Below are 13,556 nucleotides of genomic sequence, written 5' to 3'. Positions count from 1 at the left end.
GAAGTCAAATTGCAAGCGCTGTCAGAAGCTCGGCGAACTCCTCGACGAACGGAACAGACAAGCCGCTGTTCCGGCGGCCAAGGGCATGCAGCCAGACATCCCGCTGTCTGGCATCGCCGCGACCGTGGTGTCGTTCTTCATCATGATTGCCGTGTTCAACTTCGCTGGCGGCGCGGGTGTCGTGTTCCTGCTGATCACTGCGGCCATTGCGGGCTATGTCGCATGGCAAATCAGCAAGCGCACAAAGTGGACCCAGACCAAAGCCGCATGGGACTTTGCGCAAAGGCAGCTCGGTGAGGTGCAGGAGCAACTGGTCGCCAAGCCTCTTCTCACGCTTCCGATTGACCTGAGGGACTAGCTGGCCGGCATGAGTCCTGACTCGCTCAAAGTAGCCGAATGGGTCTCACTTGGCCAAACATCGCTGCCGCTGCTTGGATCAGCCAACATCTGGGTAGAAGACACCTTGGCGAATGACCTTAGCGTAAAGGTGACCCAATTAGTCATGCTCCAGGCACTGCAGGCCACAGCACCTGGCCAACTCGAAATGACGGTGTTCGATGACGGCCTGAGCGGTCTGGCTGCGCCCTTCTGGCCGCTTAACTCGGGTGGGGAGAAGATTCTCCACCTGCTACATGACCAGCAAGACTTCAAATCCACCCTGCGTTACTTGAGAGACCATGTTCAAGGCGTCAAGAACGTGATGCAGGGCCTAGCGCCAAACCTGGTGGCGTTTCGCAATGAGGTGGACTACCCCGTCGAAGGCTACAAGCTGATTGTGGTGTCAACCGACTTCTCGGCTCTTGACGAGCAGAGCCAGTTCGACCTAAGCGTGTTGCTAAAGGCCGGCCCAACCGCCGGCGTGTCATTCATCGTTCATTCGATGACCCTGGGCGCCAATCCAGCCGTGGTGGCCTCCTGCCAATACCTCAAAGTGGAGCGCGGCTTGATCCGCCACGATGATGGAGACACCGTCGGCGGCTGGGAGCCGCCTCAACCCAAGCATCTAATCAGCTTGTCACGGAAAGTCGCCAACCACTTGGCCACGGCCCAAGTCGATCCGTTGGCATTCACCGAGATTCAGCCGGTCGAACAGGCCTGGCAAAACACCAGCGAGGACGGCTTGACCTTTGCCATTGGGCGATACGGGCTGCAGACAGTTGAAATAACCCTTGGTGACGAACTGAACCAACGCCACAACATGCTAGTAACCGGGGCCGTGGGCCAGGGTAAGTCCAACCTAATCTCGGTCATCATCCACAGCCTGTGCCAGAGATACTCGCCAGCGGAAATCCAGCTCTATCTGCTTGACTTCAAGGAAGGCGTCACGCTTCAGCCGTTTTCCGACCCAGCCACCGGGTTGTACTTGCCCCATGCCCGCGTGTTGGGACTGGAGGCGGACCGAGAGTTTGGTCTCAGCGTCTTGCGGCGGCTGTTCGGCATTTACAGGTCCAGAATGAAGGCTTTCAAGGAGGCTGGCGTTCAAGACCTTCGGCATTTTCGGCACCTCAATTCAGGGCAGCCCATGCCGCGCATTGTCGTAATCATCGACGAGTTCCAGATGATGTTTGCCGAGCGGGACAAGGTTTCCGACGAAATAGCTGACTTACTGGTCAGGGGCGTCAGGCTGTTTAGGGCTTGCGGGATTCATGTGATCTTGGCGTCACAGACCATTGGCGGAAACCTCTCGTTGGCGGGCTCGGTTGGCGAGGGCCTATTTGGCCAGGTCCCCGTCCGAGTTGCCCTGAAGAATTCGCTGGCAGAATCACACGCCACCTTGGGGCCAAGGAACGATGCCGCGGCTCACCTCAGGGCTCGCGAGGCGGTTGTCAACCAGGACTACGGCGACATCTCAGCCAACAGAAAGACTTCGATTGCCTTTGCAGACGAGTCGTTGTTTGGCCGGCTGAGAAACGACTGGTGGCTGGATTCCAGGGGTCAGTCCAGGCCGCCGTTTGTGTTCGCGGGTGAGCGCAGGCGGTCTTTGGCTGATGATTTGCCCACGCGGACTCGACCGTCGCACCAGACCCAAGCCACCGTCTTATTGGGTTCCCGCATCGAAGTGGACGCTCACCCACTGGAAGTGCCCTTCGGCCGGGACATAGGTCGAAATATTGTCCTTGTTGGAGCCGGCGAGGCCGTCATCGAGATCGAAAACATCGCCCTGTCACTGGCGGTTCAGCGTCCCGATAGCCGTTTTGTGGTGCTTGATTGTCTCGAAGCCAACGCCTCTTGGGACAACACCCACGCCGTCTTTACCCAGGCCATGACGGGCCTTAGCGCCGACCTAACAGTTGTGCCAAGACCCGAAGTCGAGCAATTCATCGCCAACCTGGCCGGTAGCCTCCCGCAACGGCAGGATGCCCAAGACCTGGTCGTCATTGGGCTGGGCATGGACCGAATCCGCGCGATGCCTGCAGAGTTTCCGGACCTCGTTCAGACGGGCCCAACCAGTGGGGTTCATTTCATTGGCTGGTGGCTCAAGCTTGACGCCTTCCGGGAGCACATTGGCTATGGCGGCGAGAGCGCCTTTGACATCCGTCTGGGGTTGCGACTTGACGCCCAATCTGCCAAGCAGTTGATGTCTGACCCACTTCTCGACTGGAAGCCAGCCGACAACCGAATGCTGGCGTGGGACTCGACCGAACTGCCAGAGGCCATTCGGGTCATCCCCTACTCACTGCTTGATCCGACGCTAGTCGACACAGCGAGAGCCCAAACATGAGTTACGACCGAGAACGCGACCCAGGCCGCACCTATGAAGGCCAACCACCCCAAGACCGACCCAACCCGGCTAGGGAAAAGGCGGCACAACGACTTGGGCCTGACGCCACCTACATGGCTGCTGTTGGGACAGACCAGACGACCGAGGCCGGCATCGGCCACACCACAGCACAAGGAGGCGGAATGTCGCTGCAAGACACCATCCAACAGATTGCCGCGCTGCAAAGGGCCATCCAGGACCAAACCAGGCTGATCAACGACTTTCAGAAGGCCAACAGTGAAACGATGCAGCTTGTCAGGTCTGAACTCAAAGGCAGTACCAAGGGCTATGACCAAAGGATGCTTGACGCACTGTCACAAGTCGAATCGTCACTGAGGTCGTCGTTGTCTGGCTTGAGCCAGGCGTCAAACGCACTTGACCGAGTCCGGGCAATTTAGGGAAGGGGCACCACTCATGGCATCAATCCAAGACATTGCCAACGCGGCCTACCGAATTGGCCAGTCGGCAGAAACCGCCCAGCAACGCACGTCACTTTGCGCCGAGGCCATCAAGACCCATGCCTCGCAACTTGCCGCCACCGTGAGAGGCTCACGAACCGGTGAGGACGCCGTTCGGCAGGTGGGGCAGGCCGAGCGCACTCTGCGCGAATCAGCTGCCCGCTTGGCCACCCTCAAGTCGACCATTGACCAGTTCATACAGGACCTCACAAAGTAGCGCCGCGCCTTGGGTTGGGAGGTTAATCAACAGGCCGAAAGCCTCAAACAACAGGCTTTGGACTACCTGTCAAGAGCCATCGACGTTTGCTCATATTCCCATGTCCTTACATCCCGGATTGAGAGCGGCACCGGGGTGTCAGTGGGCCGGGGCCACCACACTGGTGACAAGCTGCTAGCCGATTCATCCAACACGCTGGCCTGCCTGCTCCGTGCCCAGACTGCCATCCAGCGGGCCACTAGCCTGGCCAGCGAGGTGGACACGACCATTTGGGTGCCAGATCAAGATGAATGATCTGCAAAGCGCCGCCATCGCACTGCAAGGCCTGACCTCGCAGGTGAGCAATTTGGCAATGCACATGACAGAATGCCTCTCACATCTTGAAAACGCGATGATTTGCTTGCGGGGTTTGGATGCACCCCAGGCTCAAGAGGCCGAAGCCCAGGCTGCCCAGGCTGCCTCAGAATTGCGCGAGGCTGTGTCAGTCTGGCTTGAGGACTACAAGACAAAGGCAAACGAGATCTGCAACCACATTGCGGCCTAGGAGCTGGCCGGCAACCGGACTCTGGGGCGTGCCGACGACAGGCGAGCTCCGCCGACCATCAAGTCAATCCAACAGACGGGTGGGGATGCCGGCATCGGCCACCAGCTTGGCGGCTTGCCTGTCAAACGTGACAAACTGCTCGCCGCCTTGCCCCAGGCCGGACGCCGCGATGGCTCCGTCGGCAAAATCTCCGCCGTTGGCCAAAACCACCAGGCCCGCCCCGACGGCACGGTCGTCCACCACCGCGTTTGCGGCAAAAACCAAATCCCGAATGGCGGCTTCCAGTTGCGCGGCGGTCAGTTTGTAAGTTCGACCCAAGACCCAACACAACTCGCACAAGGCAGCAGTCGGCAGGATTACGATTTGGGCACGTTCAAGCAGATGCAGGGCCGCTTCAGCCTGGTGCTGATCGTCGCCAACGATCATCCTAACCAGCAGGTTGGTGTCGGCGATCAGGTTCAAAGCTCCCCCGCCCAGCCGGCGGCGATGACCTCGTTCATTTCTTCAATGCTGACCGGCTCACTGACACTGCCGGAATGCCTACAGTAGACATCGGCAAACGACCCGGTCTTGCGGACAGGCCGCAGGGTGACCCCGCCCCCCAGCGCCGGTTCCACATCAACTTTGTCACCCGGTTTCGCGCCCAAGGCTTCAAGGACGGCCTTCTTCAGCGTGATTTGGCCTTTTGCCGTGATCTGAAGTGTTGTCATCGCACCTCCCTATCGTAAGGCAGTCTACCTTACGGTCTGCGACTCGACAACCGCTAGGCGGCGGCGCGGGCGGCTTGCTCGATCCGGCGGCAGTGGGCGGACCAATCGTCTTTGTTCCACTGCGGCAGGCTAGGGTCACCGGGGAAGCGGCCGGCCTGGCCGTCAATCATCTCCCTGATAATGTCGGCCTGGCCGCAATGCCGGGAGACCTCTTGGATCAAATGAACCAAGACGACCTGCAGGGTCACGTTCCGCCTGTCAGGCGGCCACCATGGCACTACTCCAGTTGAGTCCAAGTCAAGGGCATCAATGGTGGCGTCACTGACCTGGGCGGCGTGGGCGTAGAGGTCAAGAATGCTTTGACGGGATTCGCTGGCCTTGACCCACAAATCTGCTTCGTCATCACTCATAATCGCAGCCACGTCGACGCCCGCTTCCCGGCCAAACACCTGGGAGAGGTAGCCCAGACTAACTACCCCAACGTGTTTGACCAAGCCCAGCAGATTGGTGCCGGTAGGCGTCATCGGGCGCCGGATGTCGTACTCGCCCAGAGGGTCGAGTTTGGCCAACAAATCCTGCCGGACGCCCCGTAGCGAAGCCTGTAAGGAAGACTTCAACTCAAGGCCGGCCCCGCCCAGCGGCGCGTTGGCGCCTTGGAGCGAGCTGTCAGGCATTACCTAGGCCAACACGGATTCGACCGGCGTTGAGTCGAAGCCCCAGAATTCGCCCACCGGGGCGCAGGTCAGCGCGCCACCGTGAGTGGACAGGCCGCGAGCCAGCGCCGGGTTGGCCACCATAGCCTCACGCCAGCCGCGGTCAGCCAGGTCGGTGACATATCGCAAGGTGGCGTTGGTCAAGGCGTAGGTCGAGCTGATCGGCACGGCGCCGGGCATATTGCCAACCGCATAGACAACCGCTTCGCCCACCTGATAGGTCGGCTCGGCGTGCGTAGTTGGATGGGTGTCCTCGAAACAGCCGCCTTGGTCAACAGAGATGTCGACCCAAACCGACCCGGCCTTGGCTTCCAGCATCATTTCGTGCGTCACCAGGCACGGGGCGCGACCGCCCGTCACCAGCACCGAGCCGATCACAATATCGGCGTCCGCCACCGCTTGGCGGACCGAGTAGCCGGTCGAGAACAGCGTCTTGAGGTGGCCGTCGAACTCCTTGTCGAGTTGGACCAGGCGTTCGAGGTTGACGTCCAGCACAGTCACATCGGCCCTGAGGCCATGGGCCATCTGGGCGGCGTTGCCGCCGGCCACACCGGCCCCCAACACCACCACTTTGGCCGGAGCCACGCCAGGCACACCGGGCACCAGGGCGCCGCGGCCACCGAAGTGACGCAACATGGCATGTGACCCGACTATCAGCGACATCCGGCCGGCCACCTCGGACATGGGCGAAAGCAGTGGCAACGAGCCATCATCAAGCTCGACAGTCTCGTAAGCGATCGAAGTTGTACCGGAAGACATCAGCGCTTCGGTTTGCGGTTTGTCGGCCGCCAGGTGGAGGTAAGTGAACACGGTTTGACCCGGACGCAAGTAGTGGTACTCCGAGGCGATTGGCTCTTTCACCTTCACGATCAGGTCAGCATCCGCCCAAACGTCATCAACCCCGGCCAGCTTGGCCCCGGCGCCGAGGAATTCGGCATCGGCGATACGTGAACCGGCGCCCGCGCCAGTCTGCACCAGCACCTCGTGGCCGCGTTCTACCAGGTGATGTACGCCCGATGGCGTCATCCCGACCCGGTTTTCCTGACTCTTGACTTCTTTTGGAACACCAATCTTCATGGCCCCTCCTCCGCCTAGCTCTCACGCCAGGGGCCGCCCGGTCAGCCAATGGCTGGCTAGCGGTCCGCTGCCAACCGGCCAACCTACCACGCCCAAATGGGCTGCCGGCACCCCATCTAGCAGGCCGGGCGGCTAAGGGCCCCCTCGCCAGCCGATAGGATCTCCCTGGCCAAAAACCAACTCGAAAAGAACACGGAAAGCAGCAAAACCATGCCGGACAAACCATATCTGCGCCAGTACCCCGACCAAGATGGCTACTTTGGCGCCTATGGCGGCATGGAGGTGCCGCCAAACTTGGCCGAGGAAATGGAACGGACCTACCGCGCCTACCAAACCATCGGCAACTCCCACGACTTCATTATGAAGCTGCGCGATATTCGCGCCCACTTCCAGGGCCGGCCAACGCCGGTCTACTACGCCAAGCGATTGACCGAACAAGTTGGCGGCGCCCGCATCTACTTCAAACGCGAGGACCTCAACCACACCGGCGCCCACAAGCTCAACCACTGCATGGGCGAGGCTCTACTGGCCAGCTACCTGGGCAAGAAGAAGCTGATTGCGGAAACCGGGGCCGGCCAGCATGGCGTGGCCCTGGCCACCGCCGCCGCCTTTTTTGGACTGGAGTGCGAGATCCACATGGGCGAGGTCGACATTGTCAAGGAGCACCCCAACGTCATCCGGATGAAGGTGCTAGGCGCCAAAGTAGTGCCGGTTTCTTTTGGCCAGCGCACGCTCAAAGAAGCGGTCGATTCGGCCTTTGAGGCTTGGTTGGAGGATCCGATCAACACCATGTACGCCATTGGTTCGGTCGTGGGCCCACACCCGTTCCCCCTGATGGTGCGGGATTTCCAGGCCGTCGTTGGAATCGAAGCCCGCCAGCAGTTCCAGGAAATGACCGGCTGGCTGCCGGACCATGTGGTGGCTTGTGTGGGCGGCGGCTCAAACGCCATGGGCATCTTTTCCGGATTCTTGGACGACCCGACCGAGCTTTGGGGGGTCGAGCCGCTCGGAACCGGTCCCGGGCTCGGCGACAACGCCGCGACCTTGACCTTTGGCCACCCTGGGGTCATCCACGGCTTCAAAACTTTTGTGCTTGAGGACCAAGCCGGAACCCCGGCCCACGTCCATTCCGTCGCCTCTGGTTTGGACTACCCCGGTGTTGGCCCAGAACACGCTTTCCTCAACAAGACGCTAGAGCGCACGCACAGCGCCGGCGCCACTGATATGGATGCCATTACGGCGTTCTATCAACTCAGCCGGCTTGAGGGGATCATTCCGGCGCTTGAATCGGCCCACGCCGTGGCCTTCGCCACCGAACTAGCCCAGCGCCGGCCGTATGAGTCGATTCTGGTCAACCTGTCTGGGCGCGGCGACAAGGATCTCGACTACGTCTACGACAACTTCCCGCCAGACCAGTACGCCTAGGCCACCGACGACGCTGCCCGCCGCTGAGACAAAACAGCGACGGGCAGGTCCGGCCACCGAAAAAGTGACCTAAGACCAGCGGTCCGACGCCGATCCCCGACCCGCTTTAGAAGGGATCTGAGGACATCTTCAATTGCGACAAGGTTCGGTGTGTCCCGAAGTGGATGAAAACCCGAAGTACCGAGATCCGGACCTCCCGGACGCGCAAGCGACCACCCGGTAGTGCCGACCCTCTGATTCTCCTGACTTGCCTCCCTGGCCTTTGGCAATTCAACGGATTTGGCCCTGTACTTGTTCCCGAACCTCTATCCGCGCTGACCAGGCCCCCAGGGCGAAAAAGTCCCATGAATTGGCGCGCGGCACTAGCGCCCAAACCAATACCGGGCATAATTGACCCGGCGGTCCAGAGGTGCTGAAACCTCCGGACCGTTGACAATAACAAATAGGAAACCCCGCACTGCCGGCGCTTACCAGGCGTACAGGAGCCCCAAATGCAGCAAGCCAACCTAGCTGCGGCCCTCCAGGCCGCAGATTCCACCACGACAATTACCGTCGACAACAAGCACCTGGTCATAGCCGGGGCGGTCATCATCATTGCCTTAGCCGCACTGGTGATGGCGTTTTTCCTGCGCCGCCAAGTGCTGGCGGCCGGTCAAGGCACCGAAAAAATGCAGGAGATCGCCGCCGCCGTCCAGCAGGGTGCTACCGCCTATTTGACGCGCCAGTTTAGAACCCTGGCGCCTTTGGTGGTGATCGTGGTGATTCTGATCTCCCTGTTACCGGGCGATGCCTCGGTCCGCATTGGCCGCTCGGTCGCTTTCCTGCTGGGAGCTGGCTTTTCGGCCACCATTGGCTACCTCGGCATGTGGCTGGCGGTTAGAGCCAACGTCCGGGTGGCTGCGGCCGCCAATGAGGACGGCGGGCGCACCCGGGGCGCCATGTTGGCTTTCAGGACCGGCGGTGTAGTTGGACTTTGCACAGTGGGGCTGGGTTTGCTCGGGGCGGCCACGGCCGTGCTGTCGTTCCGCTCGAACGCCCCTTATGTGCTTGAAGGCTTTGGTTTTGGCGCCGCCCTGCTGGCCATGTTTATGCGGGTTGGCGGCGGCATCTTTACCAAAGCGGCCGATGTCGGCGCGGACCTGGTAGGAAAAGTTGAGCAGGGTATTCCTGAAGACGACCCGCGCAACGCCGCCACCATTGCCGACAATGTCGGCGACAATGTCGGTGACTGCGCCGGAATGGCGGCCGATCTGTTTGAGTCCTATGCCGTTACCTTGGTGGCGGCGCTGATCCTGGGCAAGGCCGCCTTCGGGGCGGATGGTTTGACCTTCCCGCTGATAGTGCCGGCGATTGGCGCCATCACGGCGGCCCTGGGGGTCTGGATCACCCGAGTACGCGGCAACGAATCCGGGCTCAGGGCGATTTACCGGGGCTTCTACCTTTCGGCTCTGATCAGCGCCGTCCTGGTTGCGGCGGCCGCTTTTATCTTCTTGCCAGCCAGCTTCGCCGATTTCAATAACGAGCGCCTGGAAGGCCTAGCCAGTGATCCGCGTTGGCCGGTGATTGGCGCGGTCGTCATTGGCATTGTGTTGGCCGGGGCGATCTTGTGGCTGACCGGCTATTTCACCGGCACCGACAAACGTCCGGTGCAGCATGTCGCCAAGACTTCGCGCACCGGTCCGGCCACTGTGGTTTTGGCTGGGGTTGGTGTTGGCTTCGAATCCGCCGTATACACCGCCGGCGTGATTGCGGCGGCCCTTTGCGGGATTTTCCTGCTTTCCGGCGGCAATATGATCCTGGCCCTGTTCCTGGTGGCGTTGGCCGGCTGCGGCCTGCTGACCACGGTGGGCGTGATTGTGGCCATGGACACCTTTGGCCCGGTCAGTGACAACGCCCAGGGCATCGCCGAGATGTCCGGCGACGTCAGCGCAGAAGGCGCCAAAGTGCTGACCGACCTGGACGCGGTCGGCAACACCACCAAAGCCATCACCAAAGGCATCGCCATTGCCACGGCCGTGCTGGCAGCCACCGCCTTGTTCGGCTCGTATAACGATGCGGTTCAAACCGCCATGGAGAAGCTGGAAAAGACGGCCGATCTAGGCCCGCACCTGTTCCTTGATGCCATGCAGAACTACCAGATCATCCAGCCCATCACACTGGTCGGCGTGATCCTGGGTGCCGCCACCGTCTTCTTGTTCTCTGGCTTGGCCATCGACGCTGTGACCCGTGCGGCCGGCGCCATTGTGCTGGTGGTGCGGCGGCAGTTCAAAGAGAATCCCGGCATCATGACCGGTGAGGTTAAGCCGAACTACTCCGAAGTGGTCGACATTTGCACCCGTGATTCGCTGCGCGAGCTGCTGGCACCAGGCATGTTGGCCGCCTTTGCGCCAATTGCGGTGGGCTTGGGCCTAGGTGTTGGTCCTTTGGCCGGGTTCTTGGCCGGGGCCATTTGCACCGGCCTGGTCATGGCCATTTTCCTGGCCAATTCCGGCGGGGCTTGGGACAACGCCAAGAAATTGGTCGAGGACGGCATGTTTGGTGGCAAAGGCACCGACGCCCACTCTGCCACGGTCATAGGCGACACTGTCGGTGACCCGTTCAAGGACACGGCCGGCCCGGCCATCAACCCGCTGATCAAGGTGATGAACCTAGTCTCGGTGCTAGTTGCCCCAGTGGTGGTAACTATGTCGCTCAATGCCAACGCCAACCACGCCCTGCGCACAGCCGCAGCCCTGTTGGCAGGCGTTTTGGCAGTTGCCCCAGTGGTCTGGGCTCGGATCCAGTCGGTCAGAATGGCCCACGCTCAACGCGAAGAACTGCACCAGGAACCGGTCAGCTAACAACCGCCTTGGCCAAGTGACGAGCGGTTTGCCACCTCATCCAGGGCCAACGAGGCTGTGGCCGAAAACCGGAGCGCCGGGCAGCATGACCCGGCGGACAACTGCCTAGGTGGCGGTGCCAAGGCGCCTCGCCGGGTCCGGTTTGCCTGGCTGTTACTCGGGTGGGACGGCCTGGTCACCAGCCGCGCAGGGCCCATAAGTCCGCCATTGGGCGTTCGGCCCCAATCGTGGTGGACTGGCCATGGCCAGGGTGGACCAGGGCCGATCCAGGATATTTCGCAAACAGCCGGTCCTTGATATCGGCCAGCATTGAGGCGAAGGCGGCGGCATCGCCCCAGGTGTTGCCAACCCCACCGGGGAACAACGAGTCCCCGGTGAAAAGCTGTGTCACCTGGCCCACCTCGGAAAAGTCCAAAACGATGGATCCAGGTGTGTGGCCGCGAATGGCGATCACCTTCAGGTCCAGGCCGGGCACCGACAGGCTCTGGCCGTGATCAACCGGTTCGATCCCGCTCAAACCGGTTTGGGCCTCGATTTTGGCAATGTCAGCTTTGCCAGCTGCCAGCCGGGCACCGGTGGTCTTGGCCATATCGGCCAAGGCCCCAATGTGGTCAAAATGACAGTGGGTGGTAACAATCAAGGCCACTTCGGGGGTCGAGGCAGGGGCGGTAGCCACTGTTTCGACATTGGTGGAATCAGGTGAGCCAACGAAAACCCGACCGGTTGTGCCCGCCGATGGGCCGTCATCGGCCGCTTCAGCGATCAGGCGTTTTATGGCCGGCGGGTCTGCGGCCGCATCGATCAGGATCTGTTGGCCGGTTGACTTCGAGGTCAGCAAAAAGACGTTGTTGTCCATGGCAGAAACCGAGGTTTGCCGGATGGTGGCGGCCGGCGTCGAGGCGAGGAGCACAATGCCAGCCTAACTGCTAGGCCACTGGCCAGGCCTTGACCCGTAGACTCTTAGAGCCTGTCAACGACAGGTTTCAGCCGTGTTGACTCGTTTCGGCGCGCGGCGCTGACCCAAAGAAACACGGGACGAGGCAGTGGGCGTCGCCCTGGCCACTGACCAGGTCACGACCTCAAGGAACGGGTTGTATGCCAAGAAGCCAACGGCTCAGCGCGCTGTGGGATAGACGGGCCCGCGGCTGGGCTTCACCTCGCAGCGAGGCCAAATACTTTGGGCCGAATCGTCGCTGGATCTGTGCCAGGGCGGTTGGCGCGACCCTAGAGGTGGGCTGTGGCACCGGCGCCAACTTCGCCTACTTGGGCCCAGACATCACCCTGACCGCACTGGACTTCGCCCCCAAAATGGTCCAAACCTCCCGGGCCGCCGCCGCCACTTTGGGGCGTCAGGTTCACCTTCAAGTGGCCAACGCCCAGGCCCTGCCTTTTGCGGACGGCCAATTCGACTGCGTTATTAGCACCTGGACCTTGTGCTGCGTCGAAGATGAGGTCAAGGCTGTCTCGGAGATGGCTCGGGTCCTCAAACCCGGTGGCAGGCTGCTGCTAGTGGACCACATCAAATCCTCCAACCGCCTAATCGGATTGGCTCAACGACTAGTTGAGATAGTCTCTGTGCCCCTAAGCGGCGAACACTACACTCGCCGCCCCCTGAAAACCGCCACTGACCTGGGGTTAGAGGTTGTCGCCAGCGAGCGCAGCCACCTTGGCATAACCGAACGACTCCAGGCCACCAAGAAATAAGGAGATGGCCCAATGAACCCACCCGTACTGGCCCTGAGCATTGGCGATCCGGCCGGAATTGGCCCGGAAATCGCTTTGAGAACCCTGGCCGAGTTCTCCGATGGATCACTGGCCCACGGTATTGCGGTTGGTGACCTGGCGGTAATGGACCGGGCCAGGGCGGCTGCGGGTCTTGCCGTTGAGCTGCGGGCGGTTGACCGCTGGGACGGGCAGGCCGCACCGGGCGTGGTCGACGTTTTTGATATCGAAGTGGTCGGTGACGACCCACCACCTTGGGGCCAGGTCAGTCAGCGGGCCGGGCAGGCAGCCGTCACGGCGATCGAGACAGCTACCCGGGCGGCGCTGGACGGCTTGGTTGATGGTGTTGTAACCGGACCGATCAACAAAGAAGCCATTTGGTTGGCGGGCTCGGAGCACCTGGGGCACACCGAGATGCTTGGTGCGCTGACCGGCGCGACAGAGCAGGACACCATGTTTGTGGTCCGCCGCACCCATGCACCGTTCCACCAGTTGCGCATCTTTTTCGCCACCCGGCACCTGTCACTGCGGCGGGCGGTTGACGCCATCACTCTGGAAGCACAACTGGCCTCGCTTAGGCGGGCGGTCAAGGCCCTGGGGGTATTTGGGTTTGACGAGGCCCGCTTGGCGGTGGCGGCGCTTAACCCGCACGGCGGCGAGGGCGGTGCCTTTGGCGATGAAGAAATCAAGTCGATTGGACCGGCTGTGGCGGCGGCCCAGCAAGAGGGCCTGAATGTGGAGGGACCGATTCCGGCGGACTCGGTTTTCCACCTAGGTCTAATGGGAGAGTACGACGCTGTTTTGGCGCAGTACCACGACCAGGGTCATATCGCCTCGAAAACCTTTGACTTTGATGGCACCATTTCGGTGACTGTGGGCTTGCCTATCTTGAGGACCTCAGTTGACCATGGCACTGCCTTTGATATTGCCGGCCGGGGTATGGCCGGCCACCAGACCATGCGCTCGGCTTTCCTGGCCGCAGCCGAACTGGCAGATTTCGCGCCAGCGCTACGCCAGGCCTATGGACGTGACCTGGAGGCCGCCGGTTGACGGCCTCCAGGTGGGTTTGTCAATGACGCGCCTTGAGCC

The 13,556-nt window shown here is 61.3% G+C and carries 15 protein-coding genes; 10 read left to right on the top strand and 5 right to left on the bottom strand.

Going from position 1 to position 13,556, the window contains the following annotated elements:
• The 6 genes from FWD29_05715 to FWD29_05690 all read left to right on the top strand — a co-directional run.
• Positions 1–358: hypothetical protein (locus tag FWD29_05715; protein MCL2803435.1), on the top strand; the 358-nt coding region annotated here is incomplete at its 5' end.
• Positions 359–367: 9 nt separating this feature from the next.
• On the top strand, positions 368–2,722 hold the full coding sequence (locus FWD29_05710; GenBank protein ID MCL2803434.1) for an FtsK/SpoIIIE domain-containing protein: 2,355 nt from the start codon (positions 368–370) through the stop codon (positions 2,720–2,722).
• Positions 2,719–3,159 carry a hypothetical protein gene (locus FWD29_05705; protein MCL2803433.1) on the top strand — a complete coding sequence of 147 codons (441 nt, stop codon included), beginning with the start codon at positions 2,719–2,721 and terminating at the stop codon, positions 3,157–3,159. Before FWD29_05710 ends, FWD29_05705 begins: the two co-directional genes overlap by 4 nt.
• A gap of 16 nt (positions 3,160–3,175) precedes the next feature.
• Positions 3,176–3,436 (top strand): hypothetical protein, encoded by a 261-nt coding sequence (locus tag FWD29_05700; protein MCL2803432.1) that lies wholly within the window; start codon positions 3,176–3,178, stop codon positions 3,434–3,436.
• A 9-nt stretch (positions 3,437–3,445) separates the two neighbouring features.
• Positions 3,446–3,730, top strand: a complete 285-nt coding sequence (locus FWD29_05695) for a hypothetical protein (GenBank protein MCL2803431.1) — start codon at positions 3,446–3,448, stop codon at positions 3,728–3,730.
• The gene (locus FWD29_05690; protein ID MCL2803430.1) at positions 3,723–3,980 is read left to right on the top strand and encodes a hypothetical protein; all 258 of its coding nucleotides are present in this window, start codon (positions 3,723–3,725) and stop codon (positions 3,978–3,980) included. Before FWD29_05695 ends, FWD29_05690 begins: the two co-directional genes overlap by 8 nt.
• Before the next feature lie 63 nt (positions 3,981–4,043).
• Here the strand turns inward: FWD29_05690 and FWD29_05685 are convergent, their stop codons facing one another.
• Genes FWD29_05685 through ald form a run of 4 tightly spaced genes read right to left on the bottom strand, consistent with a single transcriptional unit; the run spans position 4,044 to position 6,480 of the window.
• On the bottom strand, positions 4,044–4,442 hold the full coding sequence (locus tag FWD29_05685; GenBank protein ID MCL2803429.1) for a type II toxin-antitoxin system VapC family toxin: 399 nt from the start codon (positions 4,440–4,442) through the stop codon (positions 4,044–4,046).
• The gene (locus FWD29_05680; GenBank protein MCL2803428.1) at positions 4,439–4,690 is read right to left on the bottom strand and encodes an AbrB/MazE/SpoVT family DNA-binding domain-containing protein; all 252 of its coding nucleotides are present in this window, start codon (positions 4,688–4,690) and stop codon (positions 4,439–4,441) included. Before FWD29_05680 ends, FWD29_05685 begins: the two co-directional genes overlap by 4 nt.
• Before the next feature lie 53 nt (positions 4,691–4,743).
• Positions 4,744–5,364, bottom strand: coding sequence for a DinB family protein (locus tag FWD29_05675; protein ID MCL2803427.1), 621 nt, complete (start codon positions 5,362–5,364; stop codon positions 4,744–4,746).
• 3 nt (positions 5,365–5,367) lie between these two features.
• The gene (ald, locus tag FWD29_05670) at positions 5,368–6,480 is read right to left on the bottom strand and encodes an alanine dehydrogenase (protein MCL2803426.1); all 1,113 of its coding nucleotides are present in this window, start codon (positions 6,478–6,480) and stop codon (positions 5,368–5,370) included.
• A 210-nt stretch (positions 6,481–6,690) separates the two neighbouring features.
• Here ald and trpB point away from each other — a divergent pair, with 210 nt between their 5' ends.
• Positions 6,691–7,905, top strand: a complete 1,215-nt coding sequence (gene trpB, locus FWD29_05665) for a tryptophan synthase subunit beta (protein ID MCL2803425.1) — start codon at positions 6,691–6,693, stop codon at positions 7,903–7,905.
• A gap of 491 nt (positions 7,906–8,396) precedes the next feature.
• Entirely contained in the window at positions 8,397–10,745 is a 2,349-nt protein-coding gene (locus tag FWD29_05660) for a sodium-translocating pyrophosphatase (GenBank protein ID MCL2803424.1), read from the top strand.
• 175 nt (positions 10,746–10,920) lie between these two features.
• Here FWD29_05660 and FWD29_05655 read toward each other — a convergent pair whose 3' ends face one another.
• Positions 10,921–11,655, bottom strand: a complete 735-nt coding sequence (locus tag FWD29_05655) for an MBL fold metallo-hydrolase (protein ID MCL2803423.1) — start codon at positions 11,653–11,655, stop codon at positions 10,921–10,923.
• 185 nt (positions 11,656–11,840) lie between these two features.
• Between FWD29_05655 and FWD29_05650 the strand changes: the two genes are divergently transcribed.
• A complete protein-coding gene (locus FWD29_05650; GenBank protein MCL2803422.1) occupies positions 11,841–12,449 on the top strand; it encodes a methyltransferase domain-containing protein in 609 nt (202 codons plus the stop codon).
• A 12-nt stretch (positions 12,450–12,461) separates the two neighbouring features.
• Complete coding sequence (gene pdxA, locus FWD29_05645) at positions 12,462–13,517, top strand: 4-hydroxythreonine-4-phosphate dehydrogenase PdxA (GenBank protein MCL2803421.1); 1,056 nt, start codon at positions 12,462–12,464, stop codon at positions 13,515–13,517.
• Positions 13,518–13,556: the final 39 nt, after the last annotated feature.

Source organism: Micrococcales bacterium (assembly GCA_009784895.1).
Taxonomy (GTDB): Bacteria; Actinomycetota; Actinomycetes; order Actinomycetales; family WQXJ01; genus WQXJ01.
Note: the sequence above shows the minus strand (reverse complement) of the source record. Positions and strands in the feature narration are given on the sequence as shown.